The 24,139-nt window shown below is 28.2% G+C and carries 20 protein-coding genes; 3 read left to right on the top strand and 17 right to left on the bottom strand.

Annotated elements, in window-relative coordinates:
- Positions 1-71: 71 nt before the first annotated feature.
- The 10 genes from ACQZHJ_RS01625 to ACQZHJ_RS01580 all read right to left on the bottom strand — a co-directional run bounded on the left by ACQZHJ_RS01625 (position 72) and on the right by ACQZHJ_RS01580 (position 10,417).
- Positions 72-368 carry a nitrous oxide-stimulated promoter family protein gene (locus ACQZHJ_RS01625; protein WP_430483808.1) on the bottom strand — a complete coding sequence of 99 codons (297 nt, stop codon included), beginning with the start codon at positions 366-368 and terminating at the stop codon, positions 72-74.
- Positions 352-747 carry a YbaN family protein gene (locus ACQZHJ_RS01620; RefSeq protein WP_430483807.1) on the bottom strand — a complete coding sequence of 132 codons (396 nt, stop codon included), beginning with the start codon at positions 745-747 and terminating at the stop codon, positions 352-354. The genes ACQZHJ_RS01625 and ACQZHJ_RS01620 overlap by 17 nt, the downstream gene beginning before the upstream one ends.
- 1 nt (position 748) lies before the next feature.
- On the bottom strand, positions 749-2,422 hold the full coding sequence (locus tag ACQZHJ_RS01615) for an ABC transporter ATP-binding protein (RefSeq protein WP_430483806.1): 1,674 nt from the start codon (positions 2,420-2,422) through the stop codon (positions 749-751).
- Positions 2,423-4,150, bottom strand: coding sequence for an ABC transporter ATP-binding protein/permease (locus ACQZHJ_RS01610; protein ID WP_430486848.1), 1,728 nt, complete (start codon positions 4,148-4,150; stop codon positions 2,423-2,425).
- A gap of 29 nt (positions 4,151-4,179) precedes the next feature.
- Entirely contained in the window at positions 4,180-4,959 is a 780-nt protein-coding gene (locus tag ACQZHJ_RS01605) for an ABC transporter ATP-binding protein (protein WP_430483805.1), read from the bottom strand.
- Positions 4,960-5,946, bottom strand: a complete 987-nt coding sequence (locus ACQZHJ_RS01600) for a FecCD family ABC transporter permease (protein WP_430483804.1) — start codon at positions 5,944-5,946, stop codon at positions 4,960-4,962.
- Positions 5,930-6,829: a heme ABC transporter substrate-binding protein IsdE gene (isdE, locus tag ACQZHJ_RS01595; RefSeq protein ID WP_430483803.1), complete on the bottom strand. Its 900-nt coding sequence runs from the start codon at positions 6,827-6,829 to the stop codon at positions 5,930-5,932. The genes ACQZHJ_RS01600 and isdE overlap by 17 nt, the downstream gene beginning before the upstream one ends.
- 13 nt (positions 6,830-6,842) lie before the next feature.
- Positions 6,843-7,409 (bottom strand): class D sortase, encoded by a 567-nt coding sequence (locus ACQZHJ_RS01590; RefSeq protein ID WP_430483802.1) that lies wholly within the window; start codon positions 7,407-7,409, stop codon positions 6,843-6,845.
- A 1-nt stretch (position 7,410) separates the two neighbouring features.
- Positions 7,411-8,064 carry an NEAT domain-containing protein gene (locus ACQZHJ_RS01585; protein ID WP_430483801.1) on the bottom strand — a complete coding sequence of 218 codons (654 nt, stop codon included), beginning with the start codon at positions 8,062-8,064 and terminating at the stop codon, positions 7,411-7,413.
- A gap of 67 nt (positions 8,065-8,131) precedes the next feature.
- The gene (locus tag ACQZHJ_RS01580; RefSeq protein ID WP_430483800.1) at positions 8,132-10,417 is read right to left on the bottom strand and encodes an NEAT domain-containing protein; all 2,286 of its coding nucleotides are present in this window, start codon (positions 10,415-10,417) and stop codon (positions 8,132-8,134) included.
- A gap of 154 nt (positions 10,418-10,571) precedes the next feature.
- On the opposite strand from ACQZHJ_RS01580, the gene ACQZHJ_RS01575 reads away from it, so the two are divergent.
- Positions 10,572-11,324, top strand: coding sequence for a helix-turn-helix domain-containing protein (locus ACQZHJ_RS01575; RefSeq protein WP_430483799.1), 753 nt, complete (start codon positions 10,572-10,574; stop codon positions 11,322-11,324).
- A 59-nt stretch (positions 11,325-11,383) separates the two neighbouring features.
- Here ACQZHJ_RS01575 and ACQZHJ_RS01570 read toward each other — a convergent pair whose 3' ends face one another.
- From ACQZHJ_RS01570 to ACQZHJ_RS01560, 3 genes are all read right to left on the bottom strand, one after another.
- Positions 11,384-12,577: an acetate kinase gene (locus ACQZHJ_RS01570; RefSeq protein WP_430483798.1), complete on the bottom strand. Its 1,194-nt coding sequence runs from the start codon at positions 12,575-12,577 to the stop codon at positions 11,384-11,386.
- A 311-nt stretch (positions 12,578-12,888) separates the two neighbouring features.
- Positions 12,889-16,407 carry an AAA family ATPase gene (locus ACQZHJ_RS01565; protein ID WP_430483797.1) on the bottom strand — a complete coding sequence of 1,173 codons (3,519 nt, stop codon included), beginning with the start codon at positions 16,405-16,407 and terminating at the stop codon, positions 12,889-12,891.
- Positions 16,394-17,617, bottom strand: coding sequence for an exonuclease SbcCD subunit D (locus ACQZHJ_RS01560; RefSeq protein WP_430483796.1), 1,224 nt, complete (start codon positions 17,615-17,617; stop codon positions 16,394-16,396). The genes ACQZHJ_RS01565 and ACQZHJ_RS01560 overlap by 14 nt, the downstream gene beginning before the upstream one ends.
- Before the next feature lie 459 nt (positions 17,618-18,076).
- On the opposite strand from ACQZHJ_RS01560, the gene ACQZHJ_RS01555 reads away from it, so the two are divergent.
- A complete protein-coding gene (locus tag ACQZHJ_RS01555) occupies positions 18,077-18,721 on the top strand; it encodes a heme oxygenase (biliverdin-producing) (protein ID WP_430483795.1) in 645 nt (214 codons plus the stop codon).
- Positions 18,722-19,129: 408 nt separating this feature from the next.
- Positions 19,130-19,945, top strand: coding sequence for a mechanosensitive ion channel family protein (locus ACQZHJ_RS01550; RefSeq protein WP_430483794.1), 816 nt, complete (start codon positions 19,130-19,132; stop codon positions 19,943-19,945).
- Positions 19,946-20,136: 191 nt separating this feature from the next.
- Here the strand turns inward: ACQZHJ_RS01550 and ACQZHJ_RS01545 are convergent, their stop codons facing one another.
- The 4 genes from ACQZHJ_RS01545 to ACQZHJ_RS01530 form a co-directional block, all read right to left on the bottom strand.
- Positions 20,137-20,907 carry a hypothetical protein gene (locus ACQZHJ_RS01545; RefSeq protein WP_430483793.1) on the bottom strand — a complete coding sequence of 257 codons (771 nt, stop codon included), beginning with the start codon at positions 20,905-20,907 and terminating at the stop codon, positions 20,137-20,139.
- Between the two features lie 34 nt (positions 20,908-20,941).
- Positions 20,942-21,109, bottom strand: a complete 168-nt coding sequence (locus ACQZHJ_RS01540; protein WP_430486847.1) for a YARHG domain-containing protein — start codon at positions 21,107-21,109, stop codon at positions 20,942-20,944.
- A gap of 17 nt (positions 21,110-21,126) precedes the next feature.
- Positions 21,127-21,732 (bottom strand): hypothetical protein, encoded by a 606-nt coding sequence (locus tag ACQZHJ_RS01535; RefSeq protein WP_430483792.1) that lies wholly within the window; start codon positions 21,730-21,732, stop codon positions 21,127-21,129.
- Positions 21,733-21,909: 177 nt separating this feature from the next.
- A complete protein-coding gene (locus ACQZHJ_RS01530; protein WP_430483791.1) occupies positions 21,910-24,117 on the bottom strand; it encodes a hypothetical protein in 2,208 nt (735 codons plus the stop codon).
- Between the last annotated feature and the right edge of the window lie 22 nt (positions 24,118-24,139).

Here is a 24,139-nt window from a genome sequence, read left to right as displayed (position 1 = left end):
AGCAATTCTTTATGAAATTAAGCTAGGTCTGAAAATCTAGTTAGAAATCAACCGCCATTTAAAACAAAGCTTTATTTAAATATATGCCTTATATATTCTTTAGGATTATATATAAGTATTCTAGGTCCTGAGAATTTCATAACCTCTTTTACCTTTTCTCTCATATCCTTTTTATAACAATGTATAGGACACTTTTTGCACGATGACTTCTCATTTCCAAACTTACAATAATTTAATCTTTTATGAGCATACTCTTCAAGTTCTTTACATTCATCACACAAGGTCTCTGATGAATTATTATGTTTTTTCTTACAATAAAGCTTTATCATTAATGTTATTATTTCTTTTTCTTTATCTATTCTGTTCAAAACTCTCACCTACTTTTACTGTCCTTATTCTAAAAATAAAGTAATAGAACTTAAATATCATAAGTAAAACTATAAATATCTTTAAATGTAGACTATCTGATAAAATTAGTGGGAATAATAACATTAAATCAGCAGTAGCTAATATGCATATCTTTGTTTTTAATGTCATAGATCTATTCTTTTCAAAACTTTCTAAATGATTTTTATAAATCTTTGTACCCTTAAACCACTTATCAAATCTATCAGACCCTTTTACAAAACAAAATCCTGTTAAAAGCAAAAATGGTGTTGTAGGCAGTATTGGTAATATTATTCCTATCATGCCTAACCCTAATGAAATAAATCCTAAAACTACATAAAAACCTTTTACTAAATTCATATTAAACATCCCCAAACTCAATTAAATTCCCTTTTTCAATTCTAAATATTTTTTCACATACTTTAGTTGTAGATTTTCTATGAGTTATTAATATTACAGTTTTATATTTTAAATATTTTCTTATAGATTTTAATATTATCCCTTCATTTAGAGTATCTAAATTACTTGTTGGTTCATCTAAAATTACAATATCACTATCTCTTAGGAAAACTCTAGCTAGTCCAATTCTCTGCTTCTCACCTGATGAAAGGTTTCCCCCAAGTTCTCCAACATTAGTTTTATATCCATCATCTAGAGTTTCTATAAACTCATGAATCCCTGCTTTCTTAGCAGCATCCTTAACTTCTTCTAAAGTAGCATCTAACTTTCCTATCTTAATATTTCCTTCAATACTCATATTAAACAAGCTTGTTTCTTGTCCCATAAGGGCCATCTTTTTTCTTAATTCCTTAGTTTGAATATCCTTTAAGTTATTATTTCCTAAGTTGATTTCACCCTTTGTAACATCCCAAAATCTCATAAGAAGCTTAACAAAAGTACTTTTTCCTGTTCCACTTTCTCCTATAATAGCTATCTTATCTCCCTTATTTATCTTTATATCTACATTCTCCAGAATCTTTTCTCCATTTTTATATTCAAATGAAACCTTCTTATAGTCTATATCACTATAAACCTTCATTCCTTCTCCTAGTACTTCATCTACACAAGGCTTCTCATCTAAAATATCAAATATTCTTTGAGCAGATGCAAATGTTAGTAAAAGATTATTAGAAAGATTACTTAATGCAACTACTGGACCAAATGAAGATGAAACTAATGTAACAGCTATAACTAGTTGTCCTATAGTCATATTCCCATTTAAAATTTCTATGTATGCTACGTATAAAGCAACAAGAATAGTTAACATTATTATTAAATCTGCAAAGGCTCTTATTATTCCTTCGTGAATTTTAATTCCTTTTTGCTTCTCATTTAAATCTTCTGATAAGTTTTTTATACTTTGTCTTCTTTCTTCTCCATTATTAAATATTAATACTTCCTTTATCCCTCTAAGAGAATCTAATATATAAGAATTGGCTTTTCCAAAGGCATCTCTATATTGAACACCTGCTTCCTTACCAAAACTACTACTTATATAAGGTACTCCAAATCCAATAAGTAAATATCCAATAATTCCAACTACTCCAACTTTAATATTTATACTTAATAATATGAAAGCTATTATGGTATTTGTTATTATAGCTATACTTATAGGAGCTATAGTATGAGCATAAAATACTTCTAAAAGTTCAATATCTGAAGTTATCATAGATATTAAATTACCTTTTTCCATACTTTCTAACTTTGCTGGTGCAAGCTTTCTAAGTACAGTAAATACTTTATCTCTAAGAATAACTAATATTTTAAATGCTATATAATGTCCACTTAATTGTTCTCCATATCTTAAAGGTCCCCTTAATAACCCAAATATAATCATTAAAACAAGTGCTAATTTAAATGAAAAGTTTATACTGTTATCTATTAAAGTTGCTATAGCAACACTTCCAAAGAACGTTATTCCTATAGCTGCTAAAAATCCTAAAACTCCCATAAACACAGTAATAAACATAACTGGAGCTAATGGCTTTAGTTCTACTATTAGCCTCTTCATTATGGAAAACCCTGACTTTCTCATCTAAATCACACCTCCTAATTCTAGTTCATTCTGATAGTTAACCATATCATAGTACTTATTCTTTTTATCCATAAGTTCATTATGGTTACCCTCTTCAACTAGCTTTCCTCTATCAAGTAAATAAATCTTATCTGCATTTTTAACATTTGCTAATCTATGAGATATTACTATAACAGTTTTTTCCTTTGAAATTTCCTCTATTGACTTCCAAATCATATTTTCACTTTCAACATCGATATTTGAAGTAGCTTCATCAAATATTATTACTTCTCTATTTCCTAATATAGTTCTTGCTAAGGCAAGTCTTTGTTTTTGTCCACCAGAAAGCTTTGATCCACCTTCTCCGACTTCTAGATCTAACTTTTCTTTTTTAGAATTCACGAAATCTAAAAGATTAGCCTTTTCTAATGCATAATTTATTTCACTTAATGTAGCATTCTTTTTAGCTATAAGTAAGTTATCTTTTATAGTTCCATTAAATATATAACTGTTTGTTGATATTATTGATACTCTATTATAAAAATCTTCAAATGGTACTGTATTAACATCAATTCCATTTATCTTAACACTTCCTTTTGAAACTCTATAGTTATTTAATATCAATGAAGCTATTGTGCTCTTTCCACTTCCGCTTTCTCCAACAATGGCTACATATTCTCCTTTATCTATGTTTATTGAAATATCACTTAGTACTTCTCTTTTTCCATCATATGAGAAACTCACATTTTCAAGCGATACTCCGTTTACCTCTTTAATTTTATTTTGTAATAAGCACTCATCTTCCTTTGCCTCTAAAACATTAAATATTCTATCTGCAGCAGCCATACCATTCATAGCTATATGGAAATATGAACCTAACAATCTAAGTGGAATAAAGAATTCTGCTGATATTAAAAGAATAACTATCATCCCTCCAAGAGAAACAGTTCCATCTCTAAATTGAAGTAACGCCACTATGCTCCCAAGGGCTGCCCCTCCAAATGCAATTAAATCCATAACATTTATTGAATTCAACTGCATACTTAAAACTTTCATTGTTATTTTTCTAAATCCTTCAGCCTCTTCATTCATCATTTCATGTCTTTCTTGATCAACATCAAATACCTTTAATGTAGTAAGTCCTTGAAGGTTCTCTAAAAATGTATTCCCAAGATTTGAATACTTACCCCAATAATCCTTTAAAATTTTCTTTGCTATTTTCATTATTAAGATTATTGATATTGGTATTAATGGTAAGCATATAATGAAAACTAAAGCTGACTTCAAGGATATAAATGCTAAAGCACAAAATAATGTTAATGGCGCTAATATTGAATAAATAAGCTGTGGTAGATATTTACTAAAATAAATTTCTAAAGCCTCAACACCTTCAACAGACATTTGTACTATTGATGAAGTAGAATCAACTTCATAATATCTAAGTCCAAGCTTCAAAAGCTTTCTATATATCATATCTCTAAGTTTTATTTTTACTTCCTCAGAAGATTTATAAGAAAAATATCCACTAAGTAAGTTAACCCCAAACCTTGCTACTAATAATAAGCCAACTATTAGTATCTTATTTCCCAATGCCTCAATATTGCCTCCACTAAACAACTCTTCAATACTAAATCCTATAATTACTATAGTAAGCAAATTACATATTACAGAAATCCAATTCATTAGTACTGTTAATACTATGTATTTTTTAGACTTCTTACATAAATTCAAAAGTCTTTTGTCTATCATCATAATAAGTCACTCCTCTCCTACTATAGCTAACAAATAGCCTTTGGAATAAAATAAACCTCTCCAGTTTCCTCACATTTATTAATTATTCCATCAACTCTATAAACCTCTTTAAGCAAGTCCTTATCAATTATTAAGTCTGACTTACCCTCTTTGACTATCTTTCCCTCTTTCATAACAACAATATTGTGACTATATTTAATAGCTTGATTTATATCATGTAAAACCATAACTACTGTTAGCCCACTTTCTTTATTTAATTTTCTTACAATCTCTAAAATCTCTATTTGGTGAAATATATCTAAGTATGTAGTAGGTTCATCCAAGAATAATATTCTTGGTTTTTGAGCTAAAGCCATTGATATAAATGCTCTCTGCCTTTCCCCTCCTGAAAGATTCATAACACCCTTATTTTTCAAATTAATAAGTCCTGTAGAATTTAATGCCCATTCCACAATCTCTTTATCCTCATCATTACTTCCTTTGAAGTAACTTTTATGTGGGTATCTACCATAGCTAACTAGTTCTTCAACCTTTATATCTTTAGGTACACTATTTTGCTGATGTACTGTTGCTAATATCTTAGCTATATCCTTATATTTAAGGTTATTCACATCTAAATTTTCCAAATAGACATTTCCACCTTTACTTTTATTCAAAGCACATAAAAGACTTAATAATGTAGATTTCCCACACCCATTTGGTCCTATTATTGTTGTTATTTCTCCCTCTTTTATTTCTATATTTAAATCAGTAATGATATTTTTTTCTCCGCTATAATTGAATGATAGTTCTTTTCCCTTAATCATCTACATATCACTCCTTCTTAATAAATATAAGAAGAATGGTGCTCCAATGACTGCCATAACTATACCAGCTGGTATTTCATATGGTTTAACTAACATTCTTCCTAAAGTATCTGCAAGTAAAACTAATGCTCCTCCAACAAATATTGAAAAAGGAATAAGATACTTATGATCTGATCCAATCAATATTCTACAAATGTGAGGAACTACTAATCCTACAAAAGCTATTATTCCAACAATAGATGTAGCCACACTTCCTAAAAAAACGGCTACTACTGTTATTAAAATCATATATAAATCTGCATTAAATCCTAAACTTTTAGCATTTTTATTCCCTAATACAATTACATTACAACCCTTAGCAAGTACTAATGCACTCCCCATTCCAATAAGAGAATATATAGCTAATATTTTAACTTCCTCCCATGAAGTGGCCGCTAAACTTCCACTTATCCAAGATTGTATATTCCCAGCACTAGGCCCACTTCCAATGGTTAAAATTTGAGATATTCCTCCTAATAATGCATTCATTGCAGCACCTGCTAAGACAATTCTCATAGTATCTAACCCTTTTTTATAAGCCATTAAATAAACCACTGCACAAGATACGAGACCTCCAAGAAAACCTAATATCGGTCTTACTATTCCTGATGACGGTATAAAAATTATGAATATCAATGAAACTAAACATGCTCCTGAAGATATACCAGTAACTTGAGGATCAGCTAATGGATTTCTTATTACTGCTTGAAGTAATACTCCTGCAAGGGCAAGATTACCCCCAACTAATGCGGCAATAAGCACTCTAGGCATTCTTAAGTCTCTTATTATTCCAATACTTCCTTCAGTTTCTCCACTAAATAATCCTAAAATTAACTCTTTAAATGTTATCTCAATACTTCCTAGTTTTAAAGAAATTATCATTAAAGCTAAAACAGCTATAATTGATACTCCTATATATACTTTTTTTAAACTATTGTTCTTTACCATATATTATTTCACCTAACTTATCTAAAGCTTCTATCCCCTTTAAATTTGCGCTCATTCCAAAATATCCATTTTCTAAGTAATGTACATTTCCTTTTTTTATTGCACTAATTCTGCTCCAAGCCGGATCTGAGTTAAATTTTTCTTCAGCCATTTTTTTAGCCTCTTCTGGCATTCCATGAGTCATAACTAATACCATATCTGGATCTAATTTAACAATCTCCTCATTACCATAAGAAACAAAAGGTAATTTATCATCCTTAATAATGTTATTTCCTCCAACTATCTCAACTAAATTTCCTATATATGATGAAGGTGTAGCTAGCATCATACTACCCGGTGCAGCAAATATTACTAATATATCCTTTATCTCATTTTCTTTAGATAAATTTTTAAATTCTTCTTCTTTACTATTGAATTCATTTAATATTTCATCAGCTTTTTCTGTCTTATTAAATCTATCACCTAAAGTTTTTACACTTGTTTTTAATCCCTCTAATGTAGTCAAATCAATAAATTCACTTGGTATATTATTATCAGTGAATAACTTTTTAAAATCTTCACCTAAAGTATCAACAGATACAACAACATCTGGATTTAAAGACTTTATTATCTCTAAATCTGGATTCATTGGGTTTCCAACCTCAATAGCTCCTTTTGTGCTTTCTGGTAAGTCATAAGAGCTTGTTGGTACTCCGCTTATTTTTACTCCTAACTCATCTAGTATTTCCGTTACTGCAACAGATGTGGCAACAACAATCTCTTCTCCATTTCCTTTACTATTACTAACTTCCTTTGATTTGTTGGTAGTACTATTTGAACATCCAACCATACCTAATCCAAAGATACAAAGTAATCCAGTTATAATACCTTTTCTTAAAAACACCTTTTTTCCCTCACTAACTTACTAATTTAGCTCTAACTATATGCCTATCTTTCCCTCTATTAGTACAAGTGACTATAGTCATCTCTTTCTTTTCGATATTTTGAGATAAAACTTCAACTTCTTCTGGTGAAATTACTAAAATATCATCCACCTCATATTCGAATGCTTTTTCAATAGTAGTAATCTTAATTTTATCTCCGACTTCTAACTTGTCTATATTTCTAAAAACCTCATTATTTATATTGTTTCTGTGACCTGCAATTCCAAAATTACCTGCGTCTCCTGGCATAGCAGTATTTTCAAAATGACCTATGTTATGTTTTAATACTTCAAGACTGCTCCCCTCAACAATAACCGAATGTACATCTATTTTTTCTATATCAATTAATGCAATTTCATCTCCAATTTTAATTTCTTTTTTTAAAAATTCTTCTTTTTCATTCTGTGAAGAATTTATCTTTTCCTTAAAAGAATTAATTGCTTTATTTTCAATATTATTTGTATAAATCTTACTTATAAGAACTATAGAAACTAAACTTAATCCAATAAAGAAAACTAATTTAGATATCTTATTTCTCATACTATTTCTTCCTTTTAGCAATTACTAATACAGCTATTAAAGCCACTAATATTACTCCACCACCAACATATATTCCTATATTGCTTTTTTCTTCGCCATCACTTGCTATGGTAGTTATATCAACTTCATTAGCTATGTCTTCTGTTTCACTGCTTGTTGATTTTTCCTCTTCTTTTAGTTCTTTATTAGGGTACTCTAATTTTTCAACAAGAGTTAATGTATCAAACTTTGGAATCACTTTAAATTGAACATCTCTCTCCATGGGTCCAACATAAATTTTTGCTTCCATTTCAGAATCTTTATTTGGAACTTTAACTTTAAGTTTTATTATTCCATTTTCCTTATTTTCTTCTATAATTTCAGCATTACTATCTTCACCATCTACCAATATTCTAAAATTCTCCATATATTCAGTTCCTGAAAATCCTATTATATATTCAATTTCATCCCCTAGTACTTTAAGCTGCATAGTTTCATTTAGATAGTTTCTAGCCATAGATATTCCTATTTCTGAGTCATGATAAACATCATTTTTAATTTCATATATACCACTTTCTATTTTCTCAACAGCTAAAACTTGTGCATTCCCAAAAATCCCAGTCATTGAAAGTATTATTCCTAAAAATCCTATAAAAACAGATTTTAAAAAGCTCATTTAATTTCCCTCCATTTACTTAAAAATAGCTTGAGAGGAAAAGCCCCCCTCAAACTAAAATCCATTATTAATCTTCTTTTTTTCTTATTAGTGTGGATGCTCCCATAAGCGTCATTCCAAGAAGAGCAACTGAGTTACCACCTAATAATCCGCCTGTTTGTGGTAAGCTTGAAACTGTAAAGTCCTTAACAAATTTCTTTGTATTTTTAAGAAGCTCTACATCAAATTCAACATTTCTTCCCATAGGAACTACATATAAACTAACTTTCATATCAGCATCTAAATTAGGTATTTCAAATCTTAATTTGATTGTGTCTCCGTCCTTAGAAACAACTCTATAATTAGCATTTTTACCATTTACAATTATTTTGTGATCTTTCATGAATTTTTGCCCTGTAAATGTAAGAGTTAAATAATTCTTACCATCAATAACTTCAAGATCAGATATTTTATTTAAATATTTTCTAGCCATATCAACACCTGTTTGACTTTCATGACTTACCTTATTTTCAATAGTATAAAGTTTTCCCTTTTTCACTTGATTTTCTTGATTTGTAGAAATTCCAGCATTATTATTTCCACTAGTTGATTCATTTCCATTATTACCACTATTAGAGCTATTATTTCCATCAGTACTCGGATTATTAGTATCTGGCTTATCTATCTCTGGTTTTGCCCCCTCACTAACAAGCTCTAAAGTATCTTTTTTAAGTATTGTTTTAAAACTAACATCTCTACCCATAACAGTTACCAAAGCAGTAACTATTATTTCAGAATCTAAACTAGGTATTTCAAATGTCATTGTTCTATTAGCTTCATTTGGTGTTACCACTACATCTTTTCCATTTACAGTTACTCTAAAATCTTTAAAGAAACTAAATTGCTCTTCATTGAATTTTAATGTAAGTATTTTCTTATTATCTTTAACTTCCAACTTACTTTCTTTAGCTAAAGCTTTTCTAGCCATATCATTTCCTGTTTCTTGATTTCCATTACCAATATACAGAACGCTATTTTCTATGTTGTAAATACCATCTTTTAATGAACTGTTATCAATTATTCCATCATTATTTTCATCAACACTTCCATTTCCATTGCTTCCTCCTTCACTTGTATTACCGTTGTTATTAGATTCTTCATTCCCACCAGTTTCATTACCATTACCTATATTTTCATCTCCATTATTCTCATTATTTCCACCAGTTTCTTCATTTCCATTGCTTCCGCCATTTCCCTCTGTTCCCATATCAATTAATTTAGCTGTATCATAATCTAAAATAGTATTAAAGCTAACCCTTTTTCCCATCATGCTAACTAACATTGATACATTGATATTTGAATTTAAATTAGGAATATTAAACTTTAAAGTTCTTTCTTCTTTATTAATCTCAGTATTAACTTTTGAACCATCAACGCTTACCTCAAAATCCTTTAAATATTCATACATTTCTTTATTAAATATTAAAGTAACTATATTTTCACCATTTTTTATATCTATTTTTGAATCTTTAGCTAATACTTTTCTAGCCATAGAGTTTCCAGTTTCAGCATTGCCTTGTCCAACATATTTAACTTCATTTTTAAGAATATAATTCCCATCAGCTAAACTAACTTTTTTATTAACTTCAACCTTTACATTTTTTTCATCAAATTGTCCCTTAGAATCAGTCACTCTATAAGTTATTGGGTACACCCCTGCCTTTATTGCTTTTCCATTTTCAATAAAAGAAGTATCTCCTTTTACTTCTACAGATAAATTTCCCTCTTCATTATCTGTGCTAGTAATTCCATCTAATAAATCTATAGGATCTCCTTCAGTAACTACAATATCCTTAGCATTATTTATAACTGGAGCTCCATCTATTAAAGTTACTGTACTCATATCATTTGCTAAAAATAACTCAACTTTTCTTCCCATTATAGATATATTTAGTCCTATCTTAACTTTTGTATTAGGTGATGGAACCTCAAAAGTAATTGACTTCTCTTCTTTATTTTCTGTTACTGGAAGTTTACTCTCACCAACACTAACTTCGAAACCATTCATAAAGCCATAAAGACTAGGATTAAAGTAAACAGTCATAGTCGTTTTTCCATTATCAACTCTAAATCTACTTTGTTCTTTTATAGCATTTCTAGCCATATTTTCTCCCGTTTCATTACCTGGTTCTATATATGAAGTAATATTTTTCACTTCATATATTCCATTACTAAGCCCATCATTCTGAACTATAGCAATATTATCAGTTTCATCACCTCTTGTTGCTGCATATATAGTATCTGTAATTCCCCCTAATAACATAGATGTGACAAGTGCATATCCTAAAATTTTATTAATTTTCTTTCTACCCAAAATTTAATCCCCCTCTGTCTGTTTGATTTTCACTTTCTATTGAAAATAATTATCATTAATGTTAATATACTTATATTATCATAGATTTTTACGAATGTTTTTCTCTATATTCGGATTTTTTTCAATATATTAGCTTTAAAAAGGGGGATTTTTTGTGATATTTTTAAAATCTGCACTTATAGATTTTTATAATTGTTGTGAAATGCCCATACGAGTAGTTGATAATAACATGAATATTTTGTGTGAAGTTGGCTATTCTTCATTTTACGACTACATATTTAATGAACTTAATCTAAATAGTAAATTTACTCGTTCTTATAAAAAACATGAAGAAAATGATAGCTTATTACTTACCTTTGAAAACAATATTTCCTTTTACTCATTACTAAACTATAGTTCAATTGATAAAAACCTAATCTTTATAATAGGACCTTTGTATCTTAAAGAGAATTTAAACACTTCTGATAATTTAGAGTTGTATCCTACTATCGGTTTAAAGAATAAACAATCTTTAAAATACTACAATAAACTTTTAAATATTATCTTAGATGATAAAATGCAGGATTATTCTAATATTTCATATTCTCCTTATGTATCTCGTGCTATAGAATATATAGAAGAAAACTATTTTAAAGATATCTCAATAGACTCTTTATGCTCAGAGTTTAAAATTAATAAAACTTACTTTTGTAATATTTTTAAAAATGAAACCGGAAAAACATTTATTAGCTTTTTAAACAACTATAAAATTGAAAAAAGTAAAGAATTATTAAAGAATTTAGATTTGTCACTATTAGATATAGCTAACCAGATTGGATTTACTAATCAGAGCTATTATTGTACTGTATTTAAAAAATTTACTAACCAAACACCTTTAAAATACAGGGAATCCTTATTTAAAAATTAATATGTTGGACAAAAAATACTACTAGAGTATCTAGTAGTATTTTTTATATTGAAATTTATTTATTTTACTAATTCTACTGTTTCCTTAGCTATCATAAGCTCTTCATTTGTTGGAACAACATAAGCTTTGATTTTTGAATCAGAAGTTGATATTTCTGCAAGTTTTCCTCTAACCTTATTTTTTTCTCTATCTAAAGTTAAGCCTAAGAACTCTAAATTCTTTAAGCACTCTTCTCTAGTCTCCGGAGAATTTTCTCCTACACCAGCAGTAAATACTATTGCATCTACGCCCCCCATATTTACTATAAATGAACCTATCTCAGCTCTTATTCTATAATGGAATATATCTAATGCTAATTGTGCTCTTTTATCTCCTTCTGCAGCAGCATCCTCTATGTCTCTAAAGTCTGAACTAACACCTGAAATTCCTAAAACTCCTGATTTTTTATTTAAGTTTTCTGAAACTTCTTCTATACTGTACCCACATTCTTCAATTAAGAAAGGAATTATAGATGGATCTATATTACCTGATCTAGTTCCCATAGGAATTCCTGCAAGTGGAGTGAATCCCATAGTTGTGTCTATACACTCTCCCCCTTTAATTGCAGATATACTAGCTCCATTTCCTAAATGGCATGTTATTATTTTTAAATCTTTTATATCTCTTTCCATTGCTTCTGAAACCTTTTGTGATACATACTTATGTGAAGTTCCATGGAATCCATATTTTCTTATTTTATGCTTTTTGTATAAGTTATAATCTATGGCATATACATATGCTTTTTCTGGTAATGTTCCATGAAATGCTGTATCAAATACTGCTACCATTTTCTTATCTGGCATAACACTTTGACATGCCCTTATTCCAGTTATATTTGCTGGATTATGTAATGGCGCTAATTTGCTACATTCATTTAAATATTCTAAAACATCTTCATCTATTACTACTGAAGAAGAATACTTTTCTCCCCCATGAACAACTCTATGACCTACTGCCACAATTTCATCTGTAGATTCAATAACTCCAACCTTTGAATCTTTTAAGGTATCCAATACTATATCAATAGCTTCTTTATGATCAGCTATTTCCTTTTCAATTATATATTTTTCCCCTATAGTATTTTTTTGAACTAATCTTGATTGGTCAAGCCCTATTCTTTCAACCAAACCACTTATGATATCCTTTTCATTAACCATATCAATTAATTTATACTTTAATGATGAACTTCCACAATTTATTATAAGTATTTTCATGTCTTTCCTTCTCCTAAACCTAAAATTAATTTAAACGTTTAAACTACATCAATCTTATATTCAATTTTATATGGAAATCTAATTGTTTTCAATAATAAATAAAAAGATTTTTTGTAAATTCTTACTATATTTGTACTAATCAAAATATTTTATTACTATAATACAAAACAAACTGTAAAATGAGCACTATAAGAAGTATTTTTATATAAAATATGGAGCTGTATCAAAATAAAATTTAATACAACTCCAAAGGAATCTATTCTTAATAAAACTATAAATATTCACTACGAAAACTAAAAAAATATATATTTTTAACTTCGTTCTATTTTAACCTTGCTTCCACCAAGCCCTGCTTCTGCTGAAGTTAGCATAAGTTTTACTGGGACTCTATTCTTTATAGATTCAACATGACTTATTATACCAACAGATAACCTCTCATGATGTAATCTCTCTAATGAACTCATAACAACATCAAGAAGGTTGTCATCTAAAGTTCCAAATCCCTCATCTAAGAAGAATAACTCTAATGGTGCAGTACCCTTTAACTGTATCTGTGATGATAGTGATAAGGCTAAAGCTAATGAAGCTAAGAATGTCTCACCACCAGATAATGTTGATGCATCTCTCTCAGCTCCCCCATTCTTATAATCTCTTATTATAAACTTACCATTCTCATCTACCTCTAATCCATAAACTCCATTTGTTATATCCTTAAGCTTTTTAGAAGCTTCTATTGAAATATATTTAAGCTGATTTGCTGCTATAAATTCCACAAATCTCTTACCTTTAAATAATTTTTCTAAATCACTTAGAAGTGCTAGTTTGTGTTCTTGCTTCGCTCTTATTTCAAGAATTTCTTTTTGCTCCTCAAGCTTAACCCTTATATTCTCCAATTCTGTCATAAGCTTAACTCTAAATTCTTGAATATCTTTTAATTCCTTTTCTCCAAATTCTTTTTTCTCTAGAATCTCATTCCACTGATCTTTAGATAAATTCTTTCCATCTAACTTCTTAGATAAAAGCTCTATATTACCTCTAACCTTAATTAAGGAATTATTGTACTCCTCAATAGTTTTCTTTAACTCAACTATCTCTGATCTTTTAATTTTGCTATTTTTGGCCTCCTCTATAGAAGTAAAGTTCTCTTCTTCTAAAGAAATTTTAACCCTGCCCTCAGCCTTTATTTTTCTATCTACTAAATCATTTAATGATTCTGTGGTCACAGCAAGTTCCTGATGCACTTCTTGGAACTTTTTATCTACTTCATCTTTCTGCTTTTCTAAGCTTAAATAATTTTTATCTATACTTTCTATTTCTTTTTCTATTGTCTCTAACAATAGTTTAAAGTTAATGTTTTCTACTGATTTATCTTCAGATATTATTCCTTTTAAGGATTCCCTAATCATTCGCTCTTTTTCTTTATATACTTGAACCTTACTTTCTAAAAGAGATTTCTCTTCAGCATATTTATCCTTTAGTTCTTCTACTGTTTTCCTTAAAACTTCTTTTTCATCTAATAATCTATTAACACTTTCTCTTAATGATTTTACTTCTTTTTCTAAAGCTGACTTTTCTCTATCTTTTTTTATGATACTTTCATTTTCGCTCTTGATGTCATTTATATTAAGTTCCTCTTTTATTGCTTCAAGCTTAGAGCTTTTCTCTTCTATACTCTTTGATATTACCTTTCTCTTAGCTCCTACTCCTTCTTTACTTATTATTTTCTCACATAAACTTACTTCTAATTTACCAAACTCTTGCTGAAGCTCATTTTTTTCTTCTTTTAGCTTTTCTAATGAGTTTTCCAGACTACTTTTAGATTCATTATATTTATCTATTTCTTCTTTTAACCTAATAAATTCTTTTTCTAATTTATTTAACTCCTCAACTTTAAATTCACCTAAATTTTCTATTGTCTTATTTATCTCACTTATATTTTTATCTTCATATTCTAAGCCATACTCTATTTTAGATAACTCTAAAGTAAGTTCTCTTAGCTTTTCATCTTTACTCTCAAGTAATTCTCTTTTCTCGTTTGAAAGTTCTAGACTTAACTTATCTATATTTTCTAATTCATGGTGAATGGATCCACAAACTGGACATGCCTCTCCTTCACCTAAATCTTCTCTTAACTTATGAGCTAACTCTTCAATCTCCAATTTTTTAACATAATCCTTTAGCTCCACAACTTCTTTATCTAATAATTCTCTCTTAGCTCCAAATACATTTAGAGATTTTTCATACTGATTTTTTTTCTTCAAAGCTTCATTTAAATTAATTTTTAAATCAGTATATTTACATAATCCTTCTTTATAAGTTGAAACCTTACTTTGCATTTCTAAAATCTTATTCTGATCTCCTGGACACCCTTTAATAAGCTCCTCTAAAGCCTTAGAAGTTCTATTTATTAAGCCAACTTTCTCATTCAATATATTTGATGCTTTTTCTTTTTTACTTGTAGCTTCTTTTATATATGAAATTAATTCTTCTTCTTCCTTTATCAATTCACTTTTCTGATTTAATTCTTTTTCGTAATCATTTAAAATAAATAATCCTCTGTTTATTTTCTCTTTAAATGTTTCTTCAACAAAAAGCTCATCAATTCTATCCTCTCTTATCTTTAATCCCTCTGCTATTTGCTTTTCTTTTGCATCTAACTCATCAAATTTAATCTTATTTTTATTAAACTCTTCTAATGTGGCCTTATATTTAGCTTTTATCTGTACGCCTTCATTTTTTATTTGAAGTAAAATATTTTTTTCTTTTTCACTTTCAATTAATTTTTCTCTTTTTAAATTTAAGCTCGGTAATACTTCTTCTCTAGTTTTTTTAGCGATTTCAAACTTTTCAAGACTTTCTTTTTTCAGCTCTTCTAATTGATTTAAACTTTTTTGTAAGTTTTCAAGTTTAAATTGTGATTTCTTTATGGTCTCTAAAATTTCCTCAAAACTTTCTATAAAAACAGCTATTCTTTCAGCTCTTTCTCCAGCATCAACCTTTACTTTAATACTCGTAATTTCTTTCTCTCTAGAAATTAGATCCTCTTCTTCTTTCTTCTTAGCCTCAAGCTCTATCTGAGTATGCCAAAGTTTCTCTGCAGCCTCAAATTCTTTTATTAGTTTTTTAAACTCTTTTTCTTGCTTTACTATTTCACCATTTAATTTATCTATTTCTTCTGACTTTTCCTTTAATGCCTCTTCACTAACTCCTTCATAGCCTTTAAGTTGTCCTTCTAAAACATTCATTTTATCTTTTTCTTTTCTTATTTCAGAATTTAACTTTACGCTAAGATCATCTCCATATTTTCTTAAGTTAAATAATCTTTCAAGCATATTTCTTCTTTCTTTACCTTCTAACTTAAGAAACTCACTAAACTTTCCTTGTGGCAATACAACAGTTCTCATGAAATCATCTAATTTTAGTCCTATTATTTCTTCACACTTAGCTGTCACAGCCTTTGCTTTATCCTCTAAAACCTCATCTAATCCATTGGTTATATCTATTATTTTAGAAGATTTATTTCTTATTCCACCGGTCTTATTATCTCTTTTAAACTCTCTATCAACTCTATATTTTTTTACTTCTTTTCCTGCAATCTGAAATTCATAACTTACATAAACTCCATCACAGTTTGTATTTATATAATTTGAGCTCTTTCTAGCTATATCTCCATATAGAGCTAGTGTAATTCCATCTAAAATTGTAGATTTACCACTTCCAGTAGGACCAAATATACCAAAAAGCCCTCTCTCTGTTAACTTTTCAAAATCTATAGTTTGCTTATCTATAAAACTATTTAATCCCTTTATCTCAAGCTTAATTGGCTTCATCCTCATCCCCCTCTTCCTTAACAATATCAAGTAATAGTTCTAATAAATCCTCCTGAGGTTTAACGCCTCTTTCCTTAACATAAAAATCAACAAATAATTCTTGGAATGACTTTTCTGAGAAATTATTTTCCTCTAACTCTTCTTCCTCTAATGTTATCTTTGGAATTATTTCTATAATATCATCCTTAAGCTTTTTCATAGCTTTTATCTCATCTTCTCTAATATATCTATCTGTTTTAATCTCTAAATAAACCCAACAGCTTCTTCCTTTATTTTCATCACACATATCAATAGCTTCCTCTATACTATTGCATTTCCAAATCTCTATTGGCTTATAAACTTTTAAGTCAATATCCTCTATATTAGCTTCCTCATTAGCCCTTACATCCACAATAAAGCATTTCTTTTGAAAACTTATTTCTTTTTTATTGTATTGAATTGGTGATCCAGCATATCTAACCTTTCGATCTGTTCCTGGTAAAATCATCGGCTTATGAATGTGGCCTAAAGCAATATACTGAGCCTCTTCTAAAGGTAAGCATTCCTTATCAACTATAAAGCTTCCTCCAAGCTCTATATTTCTCTCAGAACCAGTATTCTCAGCACCTGTAGTAAACAAATGTGAAACTGCCAAGTTTATAGTATCTTCCCTAAAATTCACTTTTAATGAATCAAATAAATTCTTTATTCTCTCACTATAACTCTTAACCCTATCTTCTGTTTCATCCATAGCTCCATATAAAACTTCATTTAATCTCTTCTCACTTGGATATGGAACTGTTAAAATAACTGCTTTCTCCCCGCCAATTTCAATTTCAACAAAACCTTCACCAGAATTTAAAACCTTATTTTCTCCATATTCTCCAATTTCAATAACACTCTTTGGAGTACCAACCATCATAATTCCATGTTCTCTTGCTAAAGGTCCCGCAGCAACTAGCCTTTCTGGATTATCATGATTCCCTGATATAATCAAAATCATTCTTTCTCCATTTGAAGATATCTTTTTTAATGTCTCATAAAACATTTTTTCTGCTCTAGCCGGTGGGTTACTTGAATCATAAACATCTCCAGCTATTATTACTAAATCAATATCATTATTTTTCACTATTTCAACAAAGTCATTTAAGAATTCTTCTTGCTCATCCATACGACTTAGTCCTTCTAAATTTTTTCCTAAATGCCAATCGGCAGTATGCAGTATTCTCATACTCCTCGCTCCTTATTCGTAATAAATTTAATTTATTTAAACAACCTATATTCATTTATCTAATATAAAACTTTATAATTACTAAAACTTAATTAAAAATTATCTTTATAAAAATTATATAATAATTTATTAGAGAAGCCTAACCTCTTGTATAAATAGTTATCATTTAATTTTAGATAATATATTTAATTATTATTAATAAAATCACTAATTGTTATAATAGTTTTATTAATAGTAATTATTTTTAAATAACAACTAGTCCAAAATTTAATTTATAAGTACTTTTCTTGATAAATTTAAAGTTTTATCCCTTTTATGAACACAATTCGTTAATTTCTCAAATTTGATAGTTAATCTTCTTAGGAGTATATTAAAAACATAAATGAGGTTGCTACAACTTATTAAGTTATTTACCTAATATCTTATAGAGCCTTTAAATAAATTTAAGAGGTGATTCAAATGAATTCATTCATGATGGATATAAAAAATAATAGTAACGATTTACATGATGTAGCTGAAAAAACAGGTTTCTTAAAAAGATTATTAGAAGGAAAAGCTTCAAAAGAATCTTATGCCGAATATCTTTTTAACCTTTATGAAATTTATAAAGCAATTGAAATTAATTTAGAAAAAAATGATAAAAATGAAGTAGTTAAAAATTTTACTACCAAAGAAGTTTATCGTTCAGAAGCAATATATAAAGATTTAACTTTCTTATTAGGTGAAGGTCTTCATACTATAAGACCATTACCTTCAACAAAAGCTTATGTAGCTAGAATAAATGAATTAGGTGAAATTTCTCCAGAACTTTTAGTTGCTCATGCTTACACAAGATACCTTGCTGATTTATTTGGTGGTAGAACAATATATAAAATGATAAAAGATTTCTATAAAATAGAAGATGAAGGTTTAAACTACTATCAATATGAGGCTCTTGAAGAAGGAGAAGGTATGAAAGGTTTCATAATGGATTATCATAATAAACTTAATACTATTGAGCTAAATGACCAAATGAAAGAAAAATTCATAAACGAAGTTGCTAATTCTTATATTTATAATATTTCTATTTCTAATGAATTAGATTTTGTTAAATATAATAACTAATATATAGCCAACAAAATTTCAAACTAATTTCTTAAGTAAGCTAGATTTTAAAATCTAGCTTACTTTTTATTTCATAAAAATAAGTACAACTTAATATCATATCTATAGTGAACTAATTTAGAGCTATGATTTAAAATCATAGCTCTTACCCTAGTAATGCCCTCTACCGATTGATTATGCCCGTTACCTATCGGTAATATTTTTTATGAGGTCTTTTCATTTGTATACTTCCCTATTTTCAAAATTTATAATCATATTTGATAAATAAAATTATAATAATTTTATTTATATTTTCATGTTTTAAGATAAGTATTTGTAAATAATATTGACTTTTTATTGATATTTTTTAAACTACTGTTTATAATAGATTTTGCTAAAAAAGAATAAAATTATTAGGAGGTTATCTTTATGAAATTTAATCTTAGTGCTACATACGAAAAAGTATTAACTTGGTTAACTACTAATGGTGTTAAATTAGTTATAGGTCTTGTTTTACTTTATATTGGATGGAAACTTATAAACAAACTAGTTAAAATCTTAGTTAAAATACTTAAGCAAAGAAATATAGATGCTACACTAACATCATTTGCTGAAGCATTCTGTGACATATCATTAAAAATTCTCTTAGTAATTACTTTAATGAGTTACGTTGGATTTGATGTCGCTGGATTAGCTGCTCTTATCGCCTCAGCTGGATTAGCAGTTGGACTTGCCTTACAAGGAAGTTTATCAAACTTTGCAGGTGGAGTAATAATTCTTTTACTTAGACCTTTCAGAGTTGGAGATTTTATAGAGGCTGCTGGATATACTGGAACAGTTGAAAAAATAACTGTTTTCTATACTCATTTAGCAACTCCAGATAATAAGGAAATATTAATTCCAAATGGAACTTTAGCTAATGGAAGTCTTATAAACTACTCTGCTAAAGAAACTAGAAGAGTTGATTTAGTCTTTGGTGTTGGTTATGATGACGATATTATAAAAGTAAAAAATGTTTTATGGGATGTAATAAATAAAAATGAATTAATCTTAAAAAATCCAGAACCTTTCGTTGGTATAAGTGAACATGGAGCTAGCTCAGTTAACTTTGCAGTTAGAGTGTGGTGTAAAAAAGAAGATTATTGGACAATCTATTTTGATCTATTAGAACAGGTTAAACTAAGATTTGATGATGAAAAAATTAGTATTCCATATCCTCAAATGGATGTACATTTAACTAAATAATTATAAATGAAAAAAGCCTAAACTAAATGCACCAATTAATGCATTTAGTTTAGGCTTTTATCAATCCTACCACACTAAATCCTAAAGATTATCTTGATTTCATTATAACGTTTTCAAAGATGCTTGTCAATATTTAAATTCAAAATATTGACATAGTTTATTTTTAATTTATTTAATCTCACTTTAAAACTTTAATACAAATACATATCTTCTATATATCTTGTTAAATCGTAACTACTTAAAAGTTTATCATTATAATCTATAACTTCACCATTATGAATATAAAACTCTAAATTCTCCTTACTTATTATATTAAAATTTAAGTCTGCTAGAAACCATGTTGCTTCATTTTCATCTCCAAAGTAACTTCCTACAGGTATTTCAGTAAATTTATAATAAGTTTTTCCGTTTATACAATAAGAGCTTTCATTATCAAAAATTAAACAAGTATCCTCATGAAATCTTTTAGTAGTACTTATTGGCTTAACTATATAACCTGCTGAATTACTAAAATCTTTATTTTCATCATACTCTAATCCCTTATTTCTTCTATACTGAACATAATATTCTTTTCCAGCCTTCTGTATACTTCTAACATCAGATGCAACTTCATTATTCTCTAAGTATATATTAAGAAGCGCTAAATTCTTTTCATCAGAACTTAGATTGCTTAAACTTTTATCTTCCCCAACTTCTCCAAAGTTTCTCTTTAATTCTATACTCTTTTCAATATCTTCAATATCTTCCGCTATATTATTATCTCCTAGCTTCTTATTTTCTCTTTTTAAGATATTAACAACTATTTCTGCATTTCCTAAATCATCATGATTTATGTAAGTTTTTGCTTCAAATACTTTAGCTTCCAAATCCTTAATTTTTGAATTTTTCAAATCACCTTTGCCGACTACAGCTATACTAGCAACTAAAACACTTATTATTCCTATTAGAAGGAATTTTTTCATTTTTATCCCCCACTTTTATCACAGTATATTTATGCTATTTTTCTCGTTGCACTTCTTCTATTAGTTTTATATTGTTATCCTCATAATTATTCATTTCTGAATTTGTACCCTTAAAAGTCAAATCTTTTACATACCAATCCTTACCTTCGAAATAATTCTTATACTTATTATCTTTAAAGACAAAACCATGTCTTGCTAATATCTCTGCCTTTATTAACCCTAAGTATAATTATCATACTTCTCAAGTTCTTCCTTAGTTAAATTTCTACTATAACTATCTGGAATTATATACCCTATAAGCTCATTATACTTTGCATCATCCTTAAAATACGCATCTGCTGAATTACCACTTCTAAATTCACTAGGTAAAGTATCTTTTCCACTTTCCTCTAATGCTTCTTTTAATTTATCATAATTCTTATATTCTTTTATATTATAACCACTATTTTCGGCTTGTCTCAAATAATATGCACATTGACTATAATTATTCATATCAAAAGCATCTTCAGCTTTATCCTTATATACTTTCATAACTATTCTTTTCTTATCATCTGCCTTTAAATTACTCACATAAGGAATAACTTTTTCAACATTATCATTTCCCTCTAAACTATCATAAATATCATCAACAACACCAGTAGTATATTTTAAACCTAAGGCTTTATTATAATATTCCAACTGACTTCTTTCAATATCAGCTTTCTTCCCTCTCATAACATAGTAATCATACATTATATCTTTTCTAAAAAGCAAATAAGAAACTCCTACTATCAACACTACTATAGTAATTATACTCACTCTTTTCTTTAACTGTTTTTTATTCACCTTCGCTTCCTCCATCTTACTTCTTCCTTAGAATAAATCATCTTTATTTACAAGCCTATTTCAAAATAAATTTTAAAGGAGTTGTATCAAAATAACTTTTTAATAAAGCTTACAAACAGTATGAAGAGAATATGTTTGTAAGTTTTATTGTTAAATTTTGATACAACCCCTTGTTTACTATTTAGCAAAATCAAAATTATCTTCTTTAAAGCTCTCCATATGTTTATAAGTATTTCTTATTAGTTTCTCTAATCTTTCAATACTTTCATCATTTTTCTTCATAGCTTCTTTTATATCTTCTAAACCACTTTCTTTATCAGCTAAAATTTCTTCCAATTCAGCAATTGCCTCTAACTCTCCCTCAAAAGCTTCAGATTCCTTTGCTTCTTCTAATAATTTTTCTTCCAAGCTCTTTATATTTTTATTAACTTCTAATTTATTTAATTTATATTTCCATGTATCCATTGAGAAAATATTCTTTATAAACCCTCTATCTTTTAGGCTATGTTCCTCAGAAACCTCTATAAGATTCTTCTGATTTATTGCTCTGTTATACTCTTCATATCCCTCAAATTCCTTTATATTTTCAGAATTAAAAACACACTCTTTAAACATATCCCAATGAGCCTTTATAGATTTTTCAGTATTGTCCTTCTCTGCTACAAATTTTCTCTCATTTGAAATTAATATTTCTTTTTCTTCCTTAAACTCATTTAAGTTCTTCTCAAGATTATTTTTCTCAGATAGAATTTTATCAAATTTTTCTTTTTCCTCTACCCAAGCTTCAACTAGCTGATTATAATATACTTTTTCTCTTCGTTCTTTTCTTAATATTTTATTTGATATACTAATTTCCATAACAAATATAGGTACTAATATTTCTCTTGTAAGCTTAAATTCCTTTAATAAAATTACCAATAATAAAGGTCCTATATATGCTCTTAACATATCATGGCGAGTTCTAAATTCATAAAAATCAAAGTCCTTTTGAAAAGCTACATATATCGAAAAAATAGATTTTATAACAAACTCAGAGCTTTCATTAGCTCCACAATCTAAAGCAGCCTTTAAAAAATTAACCTGATTAATCCTTATATTCTCCTTTATAGCCCCTTCAGATATATCCGAAAAATTCATCTTATTTAATATAACTTTTCTCTCATCTAAGGGTACTGTTCTTAATGCTTCATAAATTATATTTGTAACCTTAATACTATTATCTTCAACCTTATTTATATCAGATGATAAACTATTCATTATAACTATAAGGTAATAGTTTATTATTGCTTCTAACTTATCAACCTTTCCATTAAATCCATCTCTTCTCTCAATAGTAAAGTATGCCTTTTCTACTATACTATCTAATGACTTATTGAATGTAGCCTTATCATTTACAGCAGCAGATGGAGTATTTGTAAGCTTTAATAATATATAATATAACTTAAGTTTTAAATAACTATCTGAATATTTTTTAAGCTCCTCAACTTCTTTTTCAACAAATTTTATAAATTCTTTTCTTTGTGACTTTAAAAAAATACTCTTTGATTTATTTAAAATTATACTTCCTAGACTCATACTCTTTAAAAAAGCATATACAACTCTTAACTCATATCCTTGAAGAGATAAAAAACCCTTATAAAAGTCAGGATATTTACTATTACTCCCTTCTAAAGAATCATCTTTCTCTACATACTTCATAAGCTTTGTTTGAAGTTCTTTAAAATTATTTAAAGCATCCTGCAATTCTTTTTCCTTTAGAGCTAGAGCAAATGCTAACCCCTCTTTTTCTTCTTTAACATTTTTCAATAAGTCTTCAAGTTCCTCTAATTTTTTTTCATCACCTTTGTTAGTCTTAATCTGTTTTTCTAAGCTAATTATAAACTTTTCTTTATTTTCTAATATTTTTTTATCAATAGCTAAATCACATTCACTTTCCTTTAAACTCTCTGGAGTTATAAAGTTGTAGCTTTCTTCTAGACTTATCTCTTTTGTAACATTTTTCAAATACCAAATAAGTATTTCATGAACCTTTTTTAAAGCTGATAAAGTCTCATGCTCCTCTTCTAAATTAAAGTCTAACTCTTTATTAGCACTTTTATCGCCCTTAACTCTTAAATAATCTCCATATTCAATTACCCAACTTGGCACATGATCCTTTAAATTATTTAAGGTTTTTCTAAAATTAACCTCTTTATTATCATCACTTCTAAGTTCATATTTTTCTTCTAATTTCACGCACAAATCTTCAACTACCATTCTAGAACCTACATACGTTAAAAGAGCATGAGTCTCCCATGCTTTCTCAGCGTTCTTTAATAGGTCATAATATTTTTCAATACTTGTTTTTAATATAAAATCAAAGTTTGTACTTCTTTTACTCTCCATAATTTCCCCTCTAGGTCTTAAA

The organism is Clostridium sp. B9 (genome assembly GCF_050509515.1).
GTDB lineage: Bacteria > Bacillota > Clostridia > Clostridiales > Clostridiaceae > Sarcina.
This window is presented reverse-complemented; position numbering and strand designations above follow the sequence as displayed.